The organism is Paludibacter jiangxiensis (assembly GCF_001618385.1).
GTDB classification, from domain to species: domain Bacteria; phylum Bacteroidota; class Bacteroidia; order Bacteroidales; family Paludibacteraceae; genus Microbacter; species Microbacter jiangxiensis.
Genome location: NZ_BDCR01000001.1, coordinates 209,265 through 232,589 on the forward strand (window position 1 = coordinate 209,265; position 23,325 = coordinate 232,589).

The 23,325-nt window shown below is 45.7% G+C and carries 15 protein-coding genes; 7 read left to right on the top strand and 8 right to left on the bottom strand.

Annotation, left to right across the window (positions count from 1 at the left end):
* Positions 1-45: 45 nt before the first annotated feature.
* Positions 46-888, bottom strand: coding sequence for an MBL fold metallo-hydrolase (locus PJIAN_RS00770; protein ID WP_068701130.1), 843 nt, complete (start codon positions 886-888; stop codon positions 46-48).
* A 131-nt stretch (positions 889-1,019) separates the two neighbouring features.
* Between PJIAN_RS00770 and PJIAN_RS00775 the strand changes: the two genes are divergently transcribed.
* Positions 1,020-2,246: a peroxiredoxin family protein gene (locus tag PJIAN_RS00775; RefSeq protein WP_084252195.1), complete on the top strand. Its 1,227-nt coding sequence runs from the start codon at positions 1,020-1,022 to the stop codon at positions 2,244-2,246.
* Between the two features lie 60 nt (positions 2,247-2,306).
* Here PJIAN_RS00775 and PJIAN_RS00780 read toward each other — a convergent pair whose 3' ends face one another.
* The 4 genes from PJIAN_RS00780 to PJIAN_RS00795 form a co-directional block, all read right to left on the bottom strand.
* Entirely contained in the window at positions 2,307-2,837 is a 531-nt protein-coding gene (locus PJIAN_RS00780) for a pyridoxamine 5'-phosphate oxidase family protein (RefSeq protein ID WP_068701131.1), read from the bottom strand.
* Positions 2,838-2,918: 81 nt separating this feature from the next.
* A complete protein-coding gene (locus PJIAN_RS00785) occupies positions 2,919-3,581 on the bottom strand; it encodes a pseudouridine synthase (RefSeq protein WP_068701132.1) in 663 nt (220 codons plus the stop codon).
* 272 nt (positions 3,582-3,853) lie between these two features.
* The gene (gene tnpA, locus PJIAN_RS00790; protein ID WP_068701133.1) at positions 3,854-4,315 is read right to left on the bottom strand and encodes an IS200/IS605 family transposase; all 462 of its coding nucleotides are present in this window, start codon (positions 4,313-4,315) and stop codon (positions 3,854-3,856) included.
* 425 nt (positions 4,316-4,740) lie between these two features.
* Positions 4,741-5,721, bottom strand: coding sequence for a hypothetical protein (locus tag PJIAN_RS00795; protein ID WP_153802438.1), 981 nt, complete (start codon positions 5,719-5,721; stop codon positions 4,741-4,743).
* A 422-nt stretch (positions 5,722-6,143) separates the two neighbouring features.
* Here PJIAN_RS00795 and purT point away from each other — a divergent pair, with 422 nt between their 5' ends.
* From purT to PJIAN_RS00815, 4 genes are all read left to right on the top strand, one after another.
* Positions 6,144-7,322, top strand: a complete 1,179-nt coding sequence (purT, locus tag PJIAN_RS00800) for a formate-dependent phosphoribosylglycinamide formyltransferase (protein ID WP_068701135.1) — start codon at positions 6,144-6,146, stop codon at positions 7,320-7,322.
* Between the two features lie 124 nt (positions 7,323-7,446).
* Complete coding sequence (locus PJIAN_RS00805; RefSeq protein ID WP_068701136.1) at positions 7,447-8,481, top strand: agmatine deiminase family protein; 1,035 nt, start codon at positions 7,447-7,449, stop codon at positions 8,479-8,481.
* A gap of 91 nt (positions 8,482-8,572) precedes the next feature.
* Positions 8,573-11,389 carry a DUF8487 domain-containing protein gene (locus PJIAN_RS00810; RefSeq protein ID WP_068701137.1) on the top strand — a complete coding sequence of 939 codons (2,817 nt, stop codon included), beginning with the start codon at positions 8,573-8,575 and terminating at the stop codon, positions 11,387-11,389.
* Between the two features lie 109 nt (positions 11,390-11,498).
* Positions 11,499-12,374 (top strand): carbon-nitrogen hydrolase, encoded by an 876-nt coding sequence (locus tag PJIAN_RS00815; protein WP_068701138.1) that lies wholly within the window; start codon positions 11,499-11,501, stop codon positions 12,372-12,374.
* Between the two features lie 123 nt (positions 12,375-12,497).
* Here the strand turns inward: PJIAN_RS00815 and PJIAN_RS00820 are convergent, their stop codons facing one another.
* Together PJIAN_RS00820 and PJIAN_RS00825 are read right to left on the bottom strand one after the other, a co-directional pair.
* Entirely contained in the window at positions 12,498-12,965 is a 468-nt protein-coding gene (locus tag PJIAN_RS00820) for a GNAT family N-acetyltransferase (protein WP_236714353.1), read from the bottom strand.
* Between the two features lie 125 nt (positions 12,966-13,090).
* The gene (locus PJIAN_RS00825) at positions 13,091-14,662 is read right to left on the bottom strand and encodes an aromatic hydrocarbon degradation protein (RefSeq protein ID WP_068701139.1); all 1,572 of its coding nucleotides are present in this window, start codon (positions 14,660-14,662) and stop codon (positions 13,091-13,093) included.
* A 367-nt stretch (positions 14,663-15,029) separates the two neighbouring features.
* Between PJIAN_RS00825 and PJIAN_RS00830 the strand changes: the two genes are divergently transcribed.
* Positions 15,030-16,385, top strand: a complete 1,356-nt coding sequence (locus PJIAN_RS00830; protein ID WP_068701140.1) for an MATE family efflux transporter — start codon at positions 15,030-15,032, stop codon at positions 16,383-16,385.
* Positions 16,386-16,394: 9 nt separating this feature from the next.
* Here the strand turns inward: PJIAN_RS00830 and PJIAN_RS00835 are convergent, their stop codons facing one another.
* On the bottom strand, positions 16,395-17,858 hold the full coding sequence (locus PJIAN_RS00835) for an ATP-binding cassette domain-containing protein (protein WP_068701141.1): 1,464 nt from the start codon (positions 17,856-17,858) through the stop codon (positions 16,395-16,397).
* Positions 17,859-18,776: 918 nt separating this feature from the next.
* Between PJIAN_RS00835 and gltB the strand changes: the two genes are divergently transcribed.
* Positions 18,777-23,303 carry a glutamate synthase large subunit gene (gene gltB, locus PJIAN_RS00840; protein ID WP_068701142.1) on the top strand — a complete coding sequence of 1,509 codons (4,527 nt, stop codon included), beginning with the start codon at positions 18,777-18,779 and terminating at the stop codon, positions 23,301-23,303.
* Positions 23,304-23,325 lie beyond the last annotated feature (22 nt).

Here is a 23,325-nt window from a genome sequence, read left to right on the forward strand (position 1 = left end):
ATTATCCTAACCCAGCCAAAAGATCCGTAATTAGGGCAATCCCGACTATATTTCAAAAACTTTCCCGGTCGACAATGCCTCAATTTTATCGCCCAACACCGCTCTCAACAATTCGAACCCTTCCGTTCCGGTACAATGACCCGTCAAAATTTTATCAACGCCGGTTTTCTCCAGTTCTTCTGCCAATTTCCGAACTGTTTCGGGCGCTTCACCGAGCGCTTTAGTGGCTGTATTCAGCAGATGAAAACCTCCCACTACCGCATGAACAGGCGTGTCAGGCATCTTTTCCTGCACCGTCCGCACCATATTGAGAATGCCACTGTGGGCACAACCCGTAAAAATAGTATTTTGTCCGTTCTCGGTAATCGCCATCACCAACTCGTGCCGGAAATCGTCGCGCGTCATCTCCCCGCTCCGTTTTGTGTAGAGCAACGAATTGAACCGCGGTCGGAAGGTATTGAAATCGTGAACCGAAAAAAGGCAGATAGAATCGTTGATCGAAGCCTCGTTAGTTACGAAACAGAGTCTCTCACCGTATTCTTCAAACAGTTTCGGGTCGATACCGATATAACGGGGTTCAGGTGTACGACCGACGGAATAACATTGATCGGAAGCAAATTCCGAGAGCCAGACTGTTGCTTTGTCATTCATCGACAGAAAGGTACGCAGCCCGCCACCGTGATCGTAATGAGCATGAGAGAGCACATACAGATCGACCTCCGCTAGGTCAATGCCAAGCAAAGAAGCATTCTGCACAAACGAATCATCGGGACCGTTGTCAAATAATAATTTCAGTCCGTTCGTTTCCACGTACAAACCCAATCCGTGTCCAATAGCAAACGAAGTTCCTTCCGGTTTGGTATTTTCGATTAATGTCGTGATTTTCATATTTCAATCAACTTTATATTCTACAAAGGTACAAAAAACGACCTCTTCCGGTAGAGTGAAGAACAATTACTCACTGTTCCTTTTTATATCAAAACCGATTACCTTTGCATCTTCATTCAAAAATCATTCTTATGCGCAAAATTCAAACTATTATAACCTGCATGGCTCTCGGATGCAGCATTGCCGCTTTCGCTGCTACTCCTAAACTGAACGATGGTATCTGGCGTGGTACGCTGGAAGTGAAAGAGAATACGGCTCCTTTCCTTTTTGAGGTTTCTCACCGCGGAGCCGACTCGACGGTGGTTACTCTGATGAACGGAGAAGAACGGGTGGTACTGAATGGTGTTTCATTCAAAGGAGATTCAGTTATCATACCCATCGAACCGTTCGATGCTCAGATACGGGCAGCCGTAATGGAAGGTACTCTCAGCGGACGCTTTCTGAAGAACTACGTCAAAAACGATGCGGGAGTTCGTTTTGCAGCTCGCTTCGACAACAAACTACGTTTTGAACCGGTTGCCACTCCGATTTCTGTTGCATTGGATGGCAAATGGGATGTTCTCTTTATCGATCCGAAAGGAGAAGCAGAGCACAATGTGGGCATTTTCCAGACCGACAAAGGGATTATTACCGGTTCGGTGCTGACGCCCAGCGGAGACCTGCGTTTCCTCGAAGGCGCTTACACGCAAACGGGTGCGCACCTCTCGGCTTTCGCAGGCCAAAGTCCCTACCTGCTGGAGGTTTCGTTCAAAGACAACAATCGTTTTGAGGGAACATTCTTTACAGCGAAAGGCAAAACACGACTGGAAGGCACTCGCAACGACAAGGCGGGACTTGCCGATCCTTACAACCAAACACACATGAAACCGGGCAAGGATCATCTCAGATTCAGCCTGCCCAATACCGACGTGAAGAAGGTTTCGCTCACCGACGAGCGTTACCGCGGTAAAGTGGTGATTGTCTCCATTCTCGGAAGCTGGTGTCCCAACTGCATGGACGAGATGAAATACCTGGCTCCGTGGTACAAAGCCAACAAAGACCGTGGCGTGGAGGTTGTCGGGCTGGCGTTCGAGCGAAAAGACGATTTTGATTATGCCCGTGCCGCCCTGTTACGGATGAAAAAGCGCTACGGCACCGAATACGAACTGCTCTTCGGTGGACAGGTGGGTTCGGAAGCAACCGGCAAAGCATTGCCGGAGATGGAGAAGGTGGCCAGCTATCCCACCATGATTTTTATCGATAAAAAAGGGAAGGTCCGCAAAATCCATACCGGTTTTAACGGTCCGGCCACCGGATTGTTCTACAAGGAATTCCAACACGAATTCAACGCGCTGGTAGACGAATTATTGGCTGAATAAAACGGCAACAATTTTTATTGGAGGATTGTCGGGACGCGATGAATCGCGTCCCGACGTATTTTAAAATACCACCACCGGTGCCCTAGATGTTTTCGGGTCGTTGGCCGCACCGTACGCATAATTGATCACCTCCAATTTTTGAGGAACCACTTTAATCAGCACAAAAATATCCTGCCACCCGGATATTCCGTTCCAATAGTCGCGCTTCATCTTCATCAACAAATCTTTGTCATCGATTACGGTTGCCGTACCGGTTATCGTCACGTAACCGTTTCCCTTCGCATGATCGGCATAATAGACGGCCACCTTCGGATTATTTCTGATCTCTCTGACTTTGGAGCTGTAGCGTGAAGAGGCAAACCAAACGACAAATTCTTTCGGGTTAGGAAATGGATTCATAGTGCGTATCTGCGGTTGCCCGACAGAATCGACCGTTACCAGCGAACAGTAATGGTTTTGTGAAATAATATCGGAAGCCGCTTTCATCAACGAGTCTTTCGGTAATGGTTTTTGTGCAAAAAGCGACGACTGGGAAGAAATTCCGGCAAACAGAAGGATTGCCGACAGAAAAAGGAGAGCTCTGTTTTTCATTTTGTGAGGATTTTAAGAGATATTTCCCTCTTAGACCCTCAAAATTCCATCTACCCTAAAAATATTCTCAAAAAAGCGCTTTCAAAGAAAATTATTCCAATGAGCAGGAAAAGGCGCCTCGATCGTCAGTTCGTTGGATAAAACAGGATGCTTCAAGCACAACGAACGTGCATGTAGGAACATCTCGCGAATGTCGAGTTGTTCGGTGAATATGCGGTTCTGTTTGCCGTCGCCATGCACCCGATCGTTGATAATATAGTGACGTAACTGTGCCAGATGCTGCCGTATCTGATGCCAGCGGCCGGTCAACGGGTATGCCTCCACCACGGAAAAACGGGCCGTCGGGTAACGATCGGTAGCCAGCGGCAGTTCCAGCTGTTTCTCAGGCACGAAACGGGTAACGGCATCCTGCAAATTACCACGATCGTTTTTCACCTGTCGGTCGCAAATCATCTCTTCCGGAAACCAACCCCGCACCAAAGCCACATACTTTTTATGCGATTCTCCATTCGTTAACTGATCGTTGAGCGACCGGGCCACCTCCGGCGAGAAGGCAAAAACGAGTACCCCCGACGTCGGCCGGTCGATGCGGTGCACCGGAAAAAGTTTGCGTTCCACCTGATCGCGCAACATCTGCAGAGCAAACACCTCGTTCTCTTCTGCGATGGAAGTACGATGCACCAGCAATCCACAAGGCTTGTTGATGGCAATCAGATATTCGTCCTGATAAAGGATGTCGAGCATAGGGTAGGAATTTGAGGTGCAAAGGTAGGAGAATTCCTTTTATTAATTCCGCCGTCTCCGGGGGCTTAAATTATAACCTTTGAATTGAATTTATTATTCGACTCCTACGGAGCCGGAATTGGATATTGAGAAATTCCTTCCTACCATAATTCGACCCCTCCGGGGCCTCGAAGCTCATGTTTGGATATATCAGACGACTATGGCTCCTTAGGAGTCAGGATTATGGTAGCAGAGGGCGTTAGGTGTGGAAAGGCACTCCGTTAGGAGTGAAATTATTCATAAAACTCAAACAAATATTCATTCTTGAACTCAATATCAAAATCTGCCAGAAGTTTCATATATTCTTCCCTGAATGATTTCCCCTGATGGTGTTTTTCCTGATTCATGATATACTTTATCACGACATCCCGTTGCGAACGGGAATAGGAAAATCCGCCATACCCTTCCTGCCAACTAAACTTACCGGGAACAAGTTTTCGACTATTGATCCACACGGTCGAAGCTGATTTTACATCCCGGATCAAATCTGAAACGGAAAAGGCCGGATTATATTCAAAAAACAGGTGAACATGATCTTTATATCCGTTTACAGCCAATGCGTAGTGTTTCTTATTATTGACAATACCTGCAATATAGGGGAATAACTCTTCTCTGATCTTGGTTGATAAAAAGTTTCCCCGGCCTTTCACTGAAAAGACAACGTGCAGGTTGAATTGGGTGTATGTGTTCGGCATAAACGGTAAGGCAATTAGGTTATAATGACAAATATAGCAATAAAGGTTTATTCCCCTGACGATTTTTCTATTGAATCTATTATTCGACTCCTACGGAGCCGCAATTTGACATTTCGGCATTCCATTCTACCATAATTCGACCCCTCCGGGGCCTTGAAGCATAATATTTCGTCATTCCAATAGAACTTTGGCTCCGTAGGAGTCTGTATTATGGTAGGTAAAGAGCATTATGTACGAATAGAGCTCCGCTAGGAGTGAAATTACGATTGCATTGATCTGTTACCACAAAATTCTATTCTGCCATCTTAACCCGATGGGTTTTTAATCAAATATCAATATGCCCATGTTAAAAATGGCTCCGTAGGAGTCGCATTATGGTAGGCAGAGAGCATTACGTGCGGGATCGAGCTCCGTTAGGAGTGAAATTATTTGTTTGCTTGAAGTATATTCTCAAGTTCAAAAATCAATTTTTCCTTATCATATTTTGTTCCACAAAATATTTGCGTGTCGTATTTTTGATCAAGACCAAGTTCAATAATTTCATGTTTGCGTTGTTTGTCCGTTAAAAAAATATTAGATATTGGGAGTCCTGTTGCTATTCGCATAATATCAATCTGATCGTTTACTGTCTCATTTTTATTATTTACTGCAATAATTGCAGACAATGAACTCCGAATATTTAATGTTGGAATATTATTAAAGCCGTTATGTTCAATTTCGTTAATAATTAGCTTTGCTTCCTTTGGCGTCATTCTATGGCGATTTATTAATTGATAAATTATCTCATCAATCCAGTCAGGTACATCTCCTGAAGTAAAATGGACTCCTCGTATATAAATATGTCCATCCTGCAACAGTTCTTTCAATCTACTAATCATACTAGAAGATAAGATATCTTGTTGGATTTTTATCAATCGGCTCTTCATAAGCTTATCTGCATAAACATGTCTTGACACATTCCTTATGCCGTTTACAATTTGAGTACACTCATTAATTTTTTTATCAAGAAGTTGTTTGCTATAAGAGAAGATCTTAAAATTATCCTCATCAGACATGGGATTTTCAATGATTTTATCATGCAAATAGGTCTTAAGAGTTATGTTATTTTTTCGAATCAAAGAAATTATTAGTTGAGATGTTACGAACATTTCAGATTTAAATGAAAAACCTCCAGATATTTTATAAAATTCCATATCCAATTCAATCGCTTTGTTCTTTTCTTTTTGCGATGTTTCAATGCAATGTTCTGAAGAGATGGGGCAGATCATTTGTCCCTGCCCAACTCCTTTCTTTATTATATCTCTAATTTTCAACCAGTCTTGTGAATCTGAGTCAAACATTCCACTTGTTGCAAATTGATCAAGATAAATTATACTTACATTACGATGATTGAGAACCGATTTCATAATTTGTCTGTAAACGATGGATATCTTATTAGTTTACGGTCTGCGGTACCAGTTCACCACACAAGTATTTTTTATTAACGGTTTACACAGCGCCACCACTTGACAAATGTACTCTTTTTCTCAGAACAAACTGTCGATAATATCTTTACAAAAGCCTACTTTTGCCTATCTTTGGCTATTGCAGACATAATAAGGATTGATCTAACAACTGACTTCCATGTCACATGATTTATTAGAGCTGGAATGCCAGTAGCGTTCTATCTATACACAAACTATTCTTCCTGCCCACTATTGGGAAGTGGTAAACTAAATTGTCTGCCACTGCGGAAACCATATTAAACCCGGAAGGTTTTGAAAACCTTCCGGGTTTAATTTTACCCATCGACCGAAAATGGTTATTTTTGTAGCATAAAAATACAACTATGTCAACTCTTTCAATCGGCACGCCTCTGCAGAAGGGTGCCACCCGTGTGCTCTTCCTCGGAAGCGGCGAATTGTGTAAGGAAATGGTGATCGAGGCGCAACGTCTCGGAGTGGAAACCATTGCAGTAGATTCATACGAAAATGCGCCGGCCATGCAGGTGGCTCACCGCTGTCATGTTATTGATATGAAGAACGGTAAGGCGCTGCGTGCCGTCATCGAACGCGAAGCTCCGGCGCTGATCGTGCCAGAGATCGAAGCCATCGACACCGTGATGCTGGAACAACTGGAGAGCGAAGGTTTTCATGTAATTCCCAAAGCGCATGCTGCCCGTCTCACAATGGACCGCGAAGGCATCCGCCGTCTGGCTGCCGAAACGCTGCAACTGCCTACCGCCCGTTATCTCTTTGCCGACACCGCCGAAGAGTTCCGCGCTGCCGTGAAGGAGATCGGCATTCCCTGCGTAACGAAACCCATTATGTCGTCGTCGGGCAAGGGCCAAAGCACCATCAAGAGCGAAGCCGATATCGACAAGGCATGGAACTACGCCCACGAAGCTGCCCGCGGCATCGGGAGCCGGGTGATTATCGAAGAATTTATCACATTCGACTACGAAATAACGCTGCTTACCGTCCGCACCGCTTTCGGCACCAAATTCTGCGCACCGATCGGTCACGTGCAGATCAGCGGCGACTACCACGAGAGCTGGCAACCCTGCGCCATGGAGCCGGACACCATCCGTCAGGCCGAACAGGTTGCCCTGAAAGTGACCGACGCGCTGGGCGGTTATGGCATTTTCGGTGTTGAACTGTTTGTAAAAGACGGCAAGGTGATCTTCAGCGAAGTATCTCCCCGTCCGCACGATACCGGCATGGTAACGATGGCCACACAGGTAATGTCAGAATTCGAGTTGCATGTTCGGGCTATTCTCGGTCTACCGGTCGATACCCGACTGTTGCAATGCGGTGCCACACATGTCATCAAAGCTACCGAAGAGGCCTGGAACCCAACGTTCGATATTACCGAAGCAGTACATGTTCCCGATACAAAGATCCGTCTTTTCGGCAAACCGCTCTGCAAACCCGGTCGCCGCATGGGAGTAGTGTTAGCCACTGGCAACGACACCGACGAAGCCCGCGCCAAAGCCGAAGAGGCAGCGCACAAGGTAAAAATAATCTGAGTCCACGGATGACACGGATAACTTCGTCAACACGGATTATCAATTCAATTTAATTGCGACTTTCAATCACTGCGTACTGAATACTGTGTACTGAATACTGTGTGCTAAATACTGAGTCCTTTTTATGTCGAATCAAATACAAATAGTTTTGCCCGCCGAATGGGCGCCCCAGAGTGGCATTCAGCTCACCTGGCCGCATGCGGATACCGACTGGAATTACATGCTGGAAGAGGTAACCCAATGCTACGTTGCTCTAGCCAAAGAGATCGTGAAACGAGAAAAGTTGCTGATCGTTTGCCACGACAGTGCAGCCGTGCGCGAACAACTGGGCAACGGCATCGACTTCAGCCAGATCATTTTCCGCGAAATAGAGACCAACGACACCTGGGCACGCGACCACGGCACCATCACGGTGATGGTGGAAGGCGATCCTTATCTCTACGATTTCACCTTCAACGGCTGGGGCATGAAATATGCCGCCAACTTTGACAATCAGATCACCCGTCGACTCTATGATTCGGACACCTTTCAACCGACGGTGGCTTATCAAAATATGCTACAATGCGTGTTGGAAGGCGGCAGCATCGAGTCGGACGGAGAGGGAACCATCCTCACCACAGAGGAATGCCTGCTTTCGCCCAACCGCAACGATCATAAATCAAAAGAGGAGCTGGAAGAATATCTGCTGATGGTGTTTGGTGCCAAACGGATACTCTGGCTGAAGAACGGCTATCTGGCCGGCGACGACACCGACAGTCACGTGGATACGCTGGCTCGTCTCTGTTCACCTGACACGATTGCCTACGTAAAGTGTGACGATCAAAACGACGAACACTACGAAGAGCTCAGCCTGATGGAAGAGGAACTGATGGCTTTCCGCACGATGGAAGGCAAACCCTACAACCTGATTCCACTGCCGATGGCCGATTGCGTACTGTTCAACGAGGAACGTTTGCCGGCAACCTATGCCAATTTCCTCATCATGAACGGAGCCGTGCTGATGCCGACCTACGATTCACCGAAAGATGAAATAGCAAAAGCTCAATTGCAGGCAGCCTTCCCCGACCGTGAGATTGTCGGCATCGATTGCCGTTCGCTGATCAAACAACACGGCTCACTACACTGCGTGACGATGCAGTTTCCGGAAGGAGTATTGTAAACGAATATATCGATGACGTTCATAGTGACGGCTTCGCTCAGAGCGAAACCGTCACTCTCTTTTGAAACGCAACCTTAAATATTAACCTGATATGACCTCACTCCGAAAAGCACCCCGCCTCAAACCTTTTGTTTTTCTTTTGTTGTGTATTCCGGCACTGTTCTCTTTCAAAGCTGCCGACAAGCAATATCGTGAAACCATCGATCTATCGGGTCGTTGGCAATTTGCACCGGACGAGAAAAATGCGAATATCGGACAAAAATTATTGTCCCCCACATTTGCCGATTCAATCCTGTTGCCCGGCACTACCGACACCAACCACAAAGGCAAAAAAAATGACACTCGCACCACGATGCACCTCAACCGCAATTACGTGTACGAAGGCCAGGCATGGTACCGCAAGGAAGTGGTCATTCCGGCTAACTGGGAAAACCGTTCGATCTGCCTGTTTATGGAACGCACCAAGCCGACGAAAGTATGGGTTGACGGACAATTTGCCGGAGAATCGATTCTGCTGGAGTCTCCGCAGGAGTACGATCTTTCACGCCTGTTGACTCCCGGCCGACACATCATTACCCTTTGCATAGATAACAACGCGAAGCGAACTCCCTATGGTGGCGTGCACATGTACAGTGACGATACCCAAACCAACTGGAACGGTGTTATCGGGCGCTTCTGTCTGGAAGCATCGGCACCGTTACGCATCACCGACCTGAAAATCACTCCCGACATTGAAAACAAAAAAGCAGTTTGCAAAATCAAACTGAATCGTGCGCCAAAATCGGGCAATGTTTCACTCGACCTGTTTATTTCCAAAGAAGAAAACGGGAAAACCGAGGCTCTGCCACCTGCCGGTTTAACGCTGAAATCTGACTCGACACTGACGGCCACTTATAATTTTTCCGACATCAGCCTTTGGGACGAGTATCACCAACCGCTTTACAAAATCAACGCGGTGGTCAGTGACGGCAAACAAGCTGATAACCGTTCGACAACTTTTGGGATGCGGAAATTTGCCACACGTGGCACACAATTTACCATCAACGGCAGAACCACCTTCCTACGGGGAAAACACGACGGGTGTGTCTTTCCTCTCACCGGATTTCCTCCCATGGACACAGCCGGTTGGATGCGGGTGTTCCTCATTGCCAAATCGTACGGCATCAACCATTATCGTTTCCACACCTGGTGCCCGCCCGAAGCTGCCTTTACCGCCGCCGACCATCTGGGTATCTACCTGCAACCGGAACTTCCTTTCTGGGGCGGTCTCGATGCCGACAGCACAGCAACGATGCTTACCAAAGAAGGTATCGCCCTGCTTAAAAACTATGCCAACCACCCTTCGTTTGTGATGTTCGGCATGGGCAACGAAATATGGAGCGGTCACGAACGGGTAAAAAAAGTACTGACGGCTTTGAAGCAATCCGATAGTCGCCCACTCTATTCGGAAGGGTCGAACAACAACATTGGCTATGCGCTCTCCATTGACGAGGAAGACTACCACGTGGCGGCCCGCACCCCGTTTGCGCACGATTCCATCCTGACGCACATCCGGTTGATTCATGCTTTTTGCGATTCGAAAGATGGCGGCATCCTCAACACCGTGTCACCTTCGACGCAAATCAATTACGACTACGGAGTAACCCATATCACCAAACCGCTGATCAGTCACGAGATTGGACAATATCAGGTTTATCCCGATTACAAAGAGATTGCAAAATATACCGGTGTACTGAACGCTGCGAATCTGGAAGAGTTCCGCGACCGTCTGACCAAAGCCGACATGATTGACCAAAATCAGGCTTTCACAAAAGCTTCGGGAGCTTTAGCGGCACTCTGTTACCGAGCTGAAATCGAAGCCGCATTGCGCACAAAAGGCATGGCAGGCTTCCACCTGCTCGACCTGCAGGACTATCCCGGACAGGGAACTGCTTTGGTAGGTATTCTGGATGCGTTTATGGACAGCAAAGAGGTTATCAGTCGCGACGAGTGGAGCCATTTTTGCAACGATGTCGTGCCACTGCTGTCGTTCGAAAAATATTGCTGGAGCGATCAGGAGACCTTTTCTGCCAACGTAGAGGTTGCCAATTATTCAGACAAAACCATTCACAACAATATTTCCTGGAAATTAGTGGGAGAAAACGGAAGAGTGTGGCGCGAAGGGAAACTCAAAAAGCGCGATATCGCTAACGGACAATTGAGCAATCAGGGCACGATCAGCTTCTCGTTTTCCAGTATGCAAACGCCGGAACGACTGAATCTCGAAATCTCGATTGACAGTACAACCTACAGGAACAACTATCCCATCTGGCTTTATCCGACTCCTGAAACCATCGAGGCTGATCCGGCAATCATCGTCACCGAATCATTGAACAAGGAAACCATGGCATTACTAAAAAACGGAGGTAATGTCCTGTTATTTCCTCAGCCCGATTCCGTTGCACACAACAGCGTCAAAGGATTATTTAACCCCGAATTCTGGAACTTTGGCATGTTCAAATCCATTTCCGAATCGAACAAAAAGCCGGTTTCACCGGGCACCATGGGCTTGTTGATGGATCCAATGCATCCGTTGTTTGATCTTTTTCCAACCGATTTCTACACCAACTGGCAATGGTGGTCGATTATCCGCAACAGCAATCCGCTCAACCTGAACACGACGAGCAAAGCCTATCGCCCCATCGTGCAGGTGATCGACAATCTGGAGCGTAACAACAAATTCGGACTTATCTTTGAATTCAAAATGGGCAAAGGGAAATTGTTGATTTGCATGTCGCAACTCGGTAAAATTGCCGACAAGCCGGAAGCCAATCAGCTGTATCGTTCTATACTCGATTATATGCACTCCGAAAAATTCAATCCGGAATTTTCGATAAACGAAGAAGAATTACGAACTTTGCTGAAGTAAACAAATTCGATTTGGGAATTTGAGGATGTGAAGATTTGAGGATGTAAATGAAGAATATCCACAGTCTTGATTCTTGGTTCTTGATTCTTGGTTCTAAAAAAAATCGTAAATGAAAATAGCCCTTATCCAACAAGCCAATACCGCTGACACCCGCGGCAACATCGAGAAACTGAAACAGAACATCACCACCTGTGCCCGTCAGGGTGCGGAGTTGATCGTTTTGCAGGAGTTGCACAATGGACTCTATTTCTGCCAGGTGGAAGACCCTGCCAATTTCGATCAGGCCGAAACTATTCCGGGACCTTCCACGGATGAGTTCGGAGCTTTGGCAAAAGAGCTGGGCGTGGTCATTGTGCTTTCGTTGTTTGAGAAAAGGGCTCCGGGCTTGCATCACAACACGGCCGTAGTGATTGAGAAAGACGGCTCCATTGCCGGAAAATACCGCAAGATGCACATTCCCGACGATCCGGCTTACTATGAGAAATTTTATTTCACGCCGGGCGATTTGGGCTTTGAACCGATCCAGACTTCAGTTGGCAAATTGGGCGTACTGGTTTGCTGGGATCAGTGGTACCCGGAAGGAGCGCGACTGATGGCATTAGCCGGATCTGACGTACTTATCTACCCTACTGCTATCGGATGGGAATCGACCGACACCGACGATGAGAAAGCCCGCCAACGCGAGGCATGGATCATCTCACAGCGAGCTCACGCGGTGGCAAACGGATTGCACGTAATTTCAGTGAACCGTACCGGCTACGAAGCCGATCCGTCGGGCGCCACCAATGGCATCCAGTTCTGGGGCAGCAGCTTTGTTGCCGGACCGCAGGGAGAATTCCTTGCGCAGGCATCGTCCGACAAAGAGGAAAACCTGATTCTGGACATTGACCTGTCACGCACCGAAGCCGTACGCCGCATGTGGCCTTTCTTCCGCGATCGCCGAATCGATGCTTTCGGCGACATCACCAAACGCTTCCGGGATTGAACTAAAATCTGAGCACACGGAGTACACGGAACAGACGGATAATAACAGAATGTTATAGAAATAACTTTGTCCGTGTATTTCTGTTTAATCCGTGTCTTCTGTGTGCGAACAACTTACAAACAACTACAGACTGAATTCCAGAATTCCCTGGCGGTCGAAGTCGCAGTTGGACCACTCGTTGTCGATGGTGGCACCACATTTCTCGTAGAGTTTGATAGCATTCACGTTCCAATTGAGCACCTGCCAACGCACCCGTTTGCAGTTCTCTTCGCGAGCCACATCAAATATTTTTTTCAGCAAAGCCGAAGCAATTCCCTGTTTGCGGAAAGGTTCGCGTACGTAAAGATCATCGAGGTAAAGCGACTTGCCCACCCAGGTATAGTAGGCAAAGAAATAGAGCGAAATAGCCAATACTTCGTTTTGATCGTTCACTGCCACAAAACAGCGGAAACAATCTTTCTCTTCGAGCATCTGCTCAACGGAATTAGTTACCTTTTCAGGGGCTTTTTCAAACAAAGCCAGCTCTTTGATGATGCTTAAAATAGCGGGAAAATCGGCTTCCTGAGCCGGACGTATGGAATAATTCATCATAGGAATTTCAATCGTATTTTTGTTAATTGGCTGCAAAGATAGGCATCCCGCTCCAAAAACGAAAGGCATAGCCTCATCACGAGACCATGCCTTCACTTACTTATATATCACGAAAAATAAAAAAATCAGAATTTATAATCCAATCCGATGCCAAACACTTTATTGGTACGGTAAAAGACGTCAGTTCCGGCCAGATTTGTTCCGTTATAGTTTGACGAAGTCTTTGTCCATTTATTGTAATTGGTAAAGAAGTAGGCAAGGTTTAATCTCATTTTCGGAGAAACATTAATTGCACCACCAAAACCAACTGAATACGAACTCAGACTGAAACTCATATCGCTCTGATAATTATCTGTGACACCTGTACGGGTGATCTGACCACCAGCGCTTACCAGAAACATGTCGCTAATTTGATATTCAGAACCGAACAAAAATTCATTCACACCTCCGTTGATAAACTTTTGTTTGTCGTTGGCCATTTTGGCATCCGAATCGAAGAAATGGTGATAGCCACCCGACACTTTCCATTTTTTGCACAACTGGTATTCAGCACCCACAGCAAAATAAGCAGGAATATCACTCGGAGTATTCACCCCATCGGCAAACAGACCGGTATCATCAACGATGGTATTGTTCTGAATATTCAGTTTGGTGATGAATTCGTATTTTGCACCGATATTCAAACCTGCATAATGATAATTCAGGCCAATGATTGGAGTCACACCCCAACCCGTTTGCGTACAGTCCAGTTCTTTATCGGCAGTAGCCTTCGCACTGGCGGTGTAAGTTGCGGCTGCGGTATTATATGCACCCTGGACCTGTGATGCCTGCAACGAGCTCACATTCTGCCCCAAACCTGTGCTCAACTGTGTAACCTGAGCCGAAGTAAGTACACCAGCACTTACCAACTGAGCCATCGTGGAAGAACCATATCCGGCAGCAATAATAGGCGCCAACGAATTGGATGCACCCTGAGCCGCAGTCGCCGCATTGGAGAAAAACGTATTGGCAGAAATCGTTGCACCGGTAGGATTCAATGTAGGATGTACCGGATTGATCTGAATGCTACGCAAATGACCCTGATATGCGTTATTTACAATATTCAGGCGCATCCCGAGAGCGCCGGAAAACATATCGTTGATTTTATACGTCCCGTTCAACTGGAACCCGAAGATAAACTGACGGCCTTCCATAAACTCATCTACCGAATAGGCGGTTGTATTGACACCCTTTGCCGTCAACGAGACCGGAATCATTGAGATGGGAGCTTCAAAAGAAGCTAGGCCATGATTGAAGGTTGCCTTGCCACCGCCACCGGATATAGCAAAACCAGCAGAAATCACAAAACGGTCTTTTTTATACGCCAACTGAAAACTTGGAATAACCGGAGGCGAAGCCTCTCCCTTGTATGTTTTAGTCGGACTTCCGTTGTTGTTAGCTGCAAATGGGGCAAAAGTAGAGGTAATTTCACGTGTCTGAAAAACACTCTGGTTAGTCAGCGACAAATGAAAACCATCTGTAAGGAGAGACAAACCTGCAGGGTTGGTGTAAACGGCATCAATTTCGGTAGATGCATCTCTGGCCGGATTGCGTAAGAAATGTACGCTCTGATTTGTATTGGTAAGTAATCCTCCGGCAAAAACCGGACTTGTTGCCAAAGTCAGCAACAGAAGAAAACATGTTTTTTTAATTGTCATTATTTACAGATTAAAGAAGATAAGAGAGCTAATTAAAGTTGAACCCCTATCTTAAATTAAAAATTAATTAATTTTTCCGCCGACAAAATTACACATTTTTTCATCGTTTGTGCAATATCAAATTATTTATGGCACATTTTCATATTTAATGGGCAAATTAATCTTCAGCAAATTCATCTCAAACAGTTGATATTGTTTCACTTGCAACTGTTTCAAACAAAACCAAACAACATACAGACATCTCTCCCTTCTGCTTTAAATAGAGAGAATAGTCATTAACTTTGCAGAAATTTTAAGGCAAAAAAAGCAGGAAATCGCAGGCTGTCGGTAGAAAATCCTATTTTCCGGCTATCAAAACGAAGTTATAATGCATCAAAACGACAAAGGAGCGCCAAACCAACTGGGCACGGAACGCATAAAGAAGTTACTTATAGAGTATTCTGTTCCGGCAATAGTTGCAATGTCGGTCACTTCCATTTACAATATAATAGACAGCATTTTCATCGGACAGGGAGTTGGTCCGATGGCGATCGCCGGGCTGGCCATCACGTTTCCGTTTATGAACCTCGGAGCAGCCTTCGGGTCACTGGTTGGAGCCGGAGCATCAACTATGGTTTCGATTTATCTGGGAAGAAAAGACAGAGACGGAGCGATCCGCATTCTGGGTAATGCATTTGTGATGAACCTGACGGTAGGACTGACGTTTGCCATTTCAATGCTCCTATTTCTCGACCCTATCCTGCGACTCTTCGGCGCCAGCGACCAGACTCTTCCCTATGCCCGCAGTTTCATGCAGATAATTCTGGCCGGTAATGTCTTCAACCACATGTTTATCGGTCTGAACAATATCATCCGCGCCTCAGGCTATCCGAAAAAAGCAATGCTCATGTCGCTGCTCACGGTCGGTGTCAATCTGGCATTGGCTCCAATATTCATTTTCATTTTCCACTGGGGCATTCGGGGTGCCGCTACAGCCACAGTTGTTGCTCAGATAACCGGATGTTGCTGGGTATTGACACATTACATCAACCCGAAAAACTATATTCATTTCAGGAAAGGCTATTTTGCACTTAAAAAGAAGATTATCGGTGACATATTCTCCATCGGCATGTCCCCCTTCCTTCTCAACTTATGTTCTTGTGTCATTGTTATCATCATGAACAAAAGCTTCATGTCATACGGTGGTGATATGGCAGTTGGAGCCTTCGGCATTACCAACCGTATCCTAATGCTATTTATAATGGTAGTATTCGGGTTCAACATGGCTATGCAGCCGATTGCAGGATATAATTTCGGAGCAAAGCTTTACGACAGGATGCTGCATGTCTACAAACTAACGGTAATTGCAGGAACAACCACCACCACAATCGGATTCATCATTGCTCAACTGATTCCGCATTCCATTGCCAGAGCATTCACCTCCAATCCACAATTGATTGACATCGCAGCACATGCCCTTCGGATCAACATGGCGATATTCCCCATTGTTGGTTTTCAGATTGTGACCTCCAGCTTTTTTCAGTCGGTAGGAATGGCAAAAACAGCCATCTTTCTTTCGTTACTGCGGCAGGTACTCGTAATGATTCCGGCACTATTCATTCTACCGCGCCTGTTCGGGTTATACGGCATTTGGGCGGCTGGTCCAACCAGCGATTTAATTGCCAGCATTATCACTTTCGCTGTACTTCAAATGCAAATGCAAAAAATTAAACGGAACAGATAACACTGAGAATCACCCTAGTTCCATATAATTATCCACGCAAGCCGGAATCTCTTCTCTGCGGTGGGTAACATAAATAAGCGACTTGTCCGGTTGTTCGCAAAAGCTCTCCACCACCCGACGGCACAGTTGCTTTTTGGCTGCATCAAGGCCGTGAAATGGCTCATCCAAAATCAGCAATTCGGGATTCTTCACTAGCGAACGGGCAAAAAGCACCAGTCGCTGTTCCCCCGAGGATATTTTAAGAAACGGCTTTTCTTTGAGATGTTCACATTCGAGCAAAGCAAGCATTTGCTGGGCAATTTCCAACTGCGATTCCGAACATTTACGAAACAGCCCCACACTATCAAAGAACCCCGAAGCGACTACCGACAAGCATGGAACATTTTCTCTGTAGTAGAGATGCATTTCCGAAGAGGTAAAACCAATACGCGCTTTGATTTCCCATATACTTTCTCCGGTTCCACGGCGACGGTCGAACAATGTAAGCTTTTTTGAATAAGCCTGCGGATTATCGGCAAAAATATAGCTCAGAAGCGTCGACTTACCCGAACCGTTAGGCCCCAGTAATGCCCATTTCTCACCTTTTCGTATTGTCCAGTTCACTCCCTGACGAATAATCTGCTTACCATAGGAAATTTCTACATCCTCCATTTTAACGACATTCTCACAAGCCTCCGGTTGATCTGCAGGAGCTGGAAATTTAGCCCAGTCGATACAAATTTCAGATGCACGCTCTTGCTTTTGTTGATGCATTGCCCTGAATTCTGAAGCACTCATAACAGAAGCCACGCGGCATTGATCCATTACAAGGACCCGCTCCGTGCAATCGGGCAAATCGACTGGTGACGGCACAAGAAACATAAGTTGAATACCCTGCATATTCATCCGCACAAACAGATCATTCAACTGGTTTCGGGAGGCGACATCCAGACCGATAAACGGATTATCAAAAATCAGCATACGGGGATTGATCGCCATTATCTTCGCGATCAGCAATTTTCTCAGCTCCCCGCTCGACAGTTGAATCAGCTTCCGGTCAAGCAGCTTCGCGATGTTTAACGCCTCTACAATTTCGTCTGTTACCGGATGTTTTGAACCATCGCCCATCAACAAATCTCTCACATACGGCGAATCTTCATACTCTGTACTGTTGAAGCGCTGCTGATAATACATCGGTCGAAAATCAACAATGGAATAGGTAGAATTGAAACTTACCAATTTTATAAAATCCCAGGCATGAAGCATTTTATCCGGGCTATCCTGCTGCAGCACTTCCAAAAAATGATAGGTTATATCACCCTTATTTAATCCATATTGTCCGGTTATAAGTTCGGCAAGCAGAGACTTTCCACTTCCATTTTCACCGGCAACAGCCCAAATTTCTCCACTTTGAACCTGCCAGTTGATAGGAGTACTAAAAGAGGCTCCCGGGATTCGGGGCAGAGCATTTTCAAGAGATAAAAAAAGATTCATTCGCATTCCGTTTAGAGAGTGCAAAGATGCCAAAGAATGATGGGACCGGCAACACCTTTTGAATAAAACACCTGTTTCAACCAAACAAAGCCGGATAAAATCCTTTGAGTATCTTTAACTGCATAAAATTGACTTTGGATTTTCACGGTTGTACCTTTATAACTCGTTATTATAAAGGAATCAAAGTTCGCACAACAAGCTAATTCGCTTGTTTACCAATAGCTTTTAAAACATGCTATTCGGTTATTCATGTAAAAAACATGTTCGTTAAAGAATATAATGGTAGTGTTTGCCCGGTTGTTATCCGACACAAGAGATGATGAGTATTATACCGAAGCGTTGTTGAATTGCCTGGCAGATATTGATAGTTGCAGTTTTCTTACAAGCAAGGAGGGAGATGACCGGTAACATCTCCCTTTTTTCATTTCCGCCAACTGTCGTTACAATCCACAATATGCGCCCACATACCACTTCTGGATCGAATTAGGAGTCTCTTTGAATAAAAAAACAAGGGGAGATTTGCTATCTTTGAAATCAATTAATATCGCTGAAAAGGCCGCTGAAAAAATCGAGATAGCACGAAGCATTCGGGTATACATAAAAACCGAATATCTTTCCTTTTTAAAGCATATATTTTGTTTTTAATTATCAGAATTTCTTTCGTAATCTTTGTTTTCACAGTACTGAACAGGATTACAATTTAAGTATAAGCTGTTCTTTTTGCTGTATATTTATTCACAAAAGTCATTTTTTTTGCATAAAATCACATGTTTTCACGTCAAAAATTTTGACATCACGTAAAAAATTCGGACATTTGTACCCGAAAAAAGAATAATCTGTAACGTATTGTCATGTCAATCTTAAAAAAACACAGCATTGGCATAGTTACACGACAATAATGCAAAGCCAAAAATCAAAATGGAACAACAAAGAATGAACTATCCGAACTTTCCACAGCCCCAAGGCTTGTACCATCCTGAAAATGAAAAAGACGGATGTGGAGTAGGCTTAGTGGTGAATATCAAGGGCGGCAAATCGCATGATATCGTTGAAAACGGATTGCAAGTGCTTGAGCACATGATGCACCGCGGAGCTGAAGGTGCAGATAACAAAACCGGAGACGGAGCCGGAATTTTAGTGCAGATTCCTCACGAATTTATTCTTCTGCAGGGAATTCCTGTTCCGGAAAAAGGCAAGTATGGAACAGGATTATTTTTTCTTCCGAAAAACGAATCCGATCAGGAAATTTTTCTTTCAATCATCAAGAAAGAAATTGAAAAAGAAGGGCTTACATTGACCCACATCCGTAACGTTCCTGTTGACAGCGAAGTATTGGGAGAAGTTGCTCTTGCAGCAGAACCCGATGTAAAACAGCTGTTCATCACCGGAGGAAACGACCAGCTTGCATTGGAAAGAAAACTGTATATTGTTAGAAAGAAAATCGAAAACGCAATTCTTGGCTCCAATATTCAGGACAAAGGACAGTGCTATATCGTGAGCCTTTCCACTCAAAAGATTATTTATAAAGGGATGTTATCTTCCATTCAATTGAGAAGTTACTTTCCTGACCTGACAAACCCATATTTCACCAGTGCTCTGGCATTGGTTCACTCACGTTTTTCCACCAACACCTTCCCAACGTGGGCTTTGGCTCAGCCATTCCGCATGTTGGGTCACAACGGTGAAATCAATACCATCCGTGGTAACCGCAGCTGGATGGAATCTCGCAAGAGCGTTCTCAATCCCGAAGAACTCGGCACGATGGAAAACCTCGAGCCGCTGATTCAACCGGGCATGAGCGATTCTGCATCGCTTGACAACGCACTGGAATTTTTCGTAATGAGCGGAATGAGCATTCCTCACGCCCTCGCCATGATGGTTCCCGAAAGTTTCAACGACAAAAACCCGATTTCTCCGGAACTGAAAGCATTCTACGAATACCACAGTATCTTCATGGAACCGTGGGATGGCCCTGCAACTTTGCTGGTTTCCGATGGTCGTTACGCTTGCGGTACGCTCGACAGAAACGGTTTGCGTCCTACCCGTTACCTCATCACCAAAGACGATGTGATGGTAGTTGCTTCCGAAACCGGAGTATTAACGATCGATGCGTCTCAAATCAAAGAAAAAGGTCGTCTTCGTCCGGGTAAAATCCTGATGGTGGATACCGAAACCGGTACCGTTAAATACGATGCCGAAATCAAGGAAGAACTGGCCAACGAACATCCGTATAAAACATGGCTCGAAAAGAACCGTGTAATTTTGAGCAAATTGTCATCCGGTAGAACTGTAAAAAATACCGTTGACAACTACGAAACAATGTTGCGCGTCTTCGGGTATAACCGCGAGGATATCGAACGCATTATCCAACCACTGGGTGTTACCGGCGTTGAACCTACCGGTTCGATGGGTAGCGACATTCCATTGGCAGTAATGTCTGATCAGCCACAGCGTTTGTTCAACTACTTCCGTCAGCAGTTTGCTCAGGTAACCAACCCTCCTATCGACCCGATTCGTGAAGAGCTGGTAATGTCAACCACGAACTATATCGGTTCCATCGGAGGCAACATTCTGAAACCGTCGGCAGAACACTGCAAGGTTGTTCGCCTCCCGGTTCCCGTATTGACCAACACCGAACTGGACATTTTATGCAATCTAAAATATAAAGGATTTACAACCAAGCGTCTGCCGATGTTGTTTGATGCCGCAGCCGGCACCAAAGGCATGGAAGAAGCTATCGATAGTCTTTGTAAACAGGCAGAACAGGCTGTTGACGAAGGTATCAATTACGTAATCCTGAGCGACCGTGGCGTTTCTGCAGAAAAGGCTCCTATTCCTTCTCTGCTGGCACTTTCAGCTGTTCATCATTACCTCAACGACAAATGCAAACGCGCACAGATCGCGTTGATCGTTGAAACAGCTGAAGCTTACGAAACAATGCACATCGCATTGCTGGTTGGCTTCGGAGCAAGTGGAGTGAACCCATACATGGCTTTTGCGGTTCTGAATGACCTCGTAATTCGCAAAGAGATCCAACTTGACTTTGCAACTGCCGAAAAGCATTTTCTGAAAGCTATCCACAAAGGATTGCTCAAAGTGATGTCGAAAATGGGTATTTCAACTATCAAGAGTTACAACGGCGCCAAAATCTTTGAAGCAATCGGTCTTTCAAACGACCTCCTTGAAAAATATTTCAGAGGAATGTCTTCGAAAATTGAGGGAGCTGGCCTTAGTGATATTGCCAGTGACATTCTTAAATCTCACAAGAATGGATTTGAAAGCGATGTAGTCAACGATTTGCTTGACAACTACGGCAACTACGCTTATCGCGTTACAGGCGAACAACACGCATGGAATCCGGAAACGATTTCAAAACTTCAGTTGGCAACCCGTTTGGGCAGCTACAAGAAGTTCAAAGAATATTCCAAATTCGTTAACGAGAAAGAACATCCGATCTTCCTCCGCGACATGATGGAGTTCAAGAAAAACCCGATCGACATTTCGTTGGTTGAACCGGCAAGTGAAATCACCAAACGCTTTGTAACAGGTGCTATGTCATACGGCTCTATCAGCCGCGAAGCTCACGAAGCTATGGCAATGGCAATGAACAAAGTGGGCGGTAAGAGTAATACCGGTGAAGGTGGTGAAGATCCCGAACGTTACAAACCAAGACCTGACGGTACTTCTGCGCGAAGTGCCATCAAACAGGTTGCTTCGGGACGTTTCGGCGTAACAACACACTATCTGGTTAACGCTGACGAAATTCAGATCAAAATCGCTCAGGGTGCAAAACCGGGTGAAGGTGGCCAGTTACCGGGCTTCAAAGTTGACGAGATGATTGCAAAAACCCGTCACTCTATACCAGGCATCTCGTTGATTTCACCTCCGCCTCACCACGATATTTACTCAATCGAAGACTTGGCTCAGCTCATCTTCGACCTGAAGAATGTAAATCCGAAAGCGCGTATCAGTGTGAAACTGGTATCTGAAACCGGTGTTGGGACAATTGCTGCCGGTGTTGTGAAAGCGAAAGCCGACATGGTACTAATCAGCGGTTGCGAAGGTGGTACTGGTGCGAGCCCGATGAGCTCCATCCGTCATGCCGGTCTTCCCGCTGAATTAGGTTTGGCTGAAACTCAACAGGTCTTGGTTCTGAACAACCTCCGTGGCAAAGTAAGACTGCAATCCGATGGTCAGGTGAAAACCGGACACGACATTGTAACCATGGCCCTGCTCGGTGCTGAAGAATATGGTTTTGCTACCAGTGCCCTGATCGTGTTGGGTTGCGTGTTGATGCGTAAGTGTCACCTCAATACCTGTCCGATGGGTGTAGCTACTCAGGACGAAAAAATGCGCAAGCATTTCGTAGGTCGCTATGAATACCTCGTTAACTTCTTCAACTTCTTGGCAGAAGAAGTTCGTGAATGCCTGGCTGAACTCGGATACACCAAACTGGACGACATTATCGGACGTTCCGATCTTCTCGTCCCGAAACAATATCCGGCAGGTTCTAAACTGAGCAAAATTGATTTATCAAAAATCCTCTATCGCCCCGAAGAAGCAAAAACAAATGCTACACGTAAGGCAGTAGAACAAGATCATAAAATAGACGAAATCCTTGATCTGAAATTGATTAAGGTTTGTAAACCGGCTCTCGAATCGAAAATGCCAGTTCAGCTGAACTACAAGATCGACAATACCGACCGTGCTGTTGGTGCCATGTTGGCTGGTAAAGCTACTGAATTACACGGAGAAGAAGGCTTACCGGAAGGGACTATCAATATTACCTTCAACGGTTCGGCAGGACAAAGCTTCGGAGCATTCCTTGTTCCGGGCATTACTTTCCGCCTCGAAGGAGATGCTAATGACTACCTTGGTAAAGGTTTGTCAGGTGGTAGAATTGTAGTTGTACCTCCTGTTGGAACTACCTTCAAATCGAACGAAAACATTATCGCCGGCAACACGCTGCTTTATGGTGCTACTACCGGTGAAGTGTATATCAGCGGCCAGGTAGGCGAACGCTTCTGTGTAAGAAACAGTGGAGCCATCGCGGTTGTTGAAGGTGCCGGTGACCACTGCTGTGAATATATGACAGGTGGCCGTACCGTAGTTCTGGGAACAGTAGGACGTAACTTTGCAGCCGGTATGAGTGGCGGTATTGCTTACGTTTGGAACAAAGACGGCAATTTCGACTACTTCTGTAACATGGAAATGGTAGAACTGTCGCTGGTTGAAGAAGCTGTTGACAACAAAGAACTATACGATCTTATCGAAGCGCATGCCCGCTATACCGGCAGTACTGTTGCTAAAGAAATGCTTGCCGATTGGGACAACTACGTTGACCAGTTTATCAAGGTAATGCCTATCGAATACAAAAAAGTTCTTCATGCACAACGTCTTGCAGCGCTTGAAGCTAAGATTGCAAGTGTAGAACGTGATTATTAATGGTTTGAGAAAAAGGAGGAGA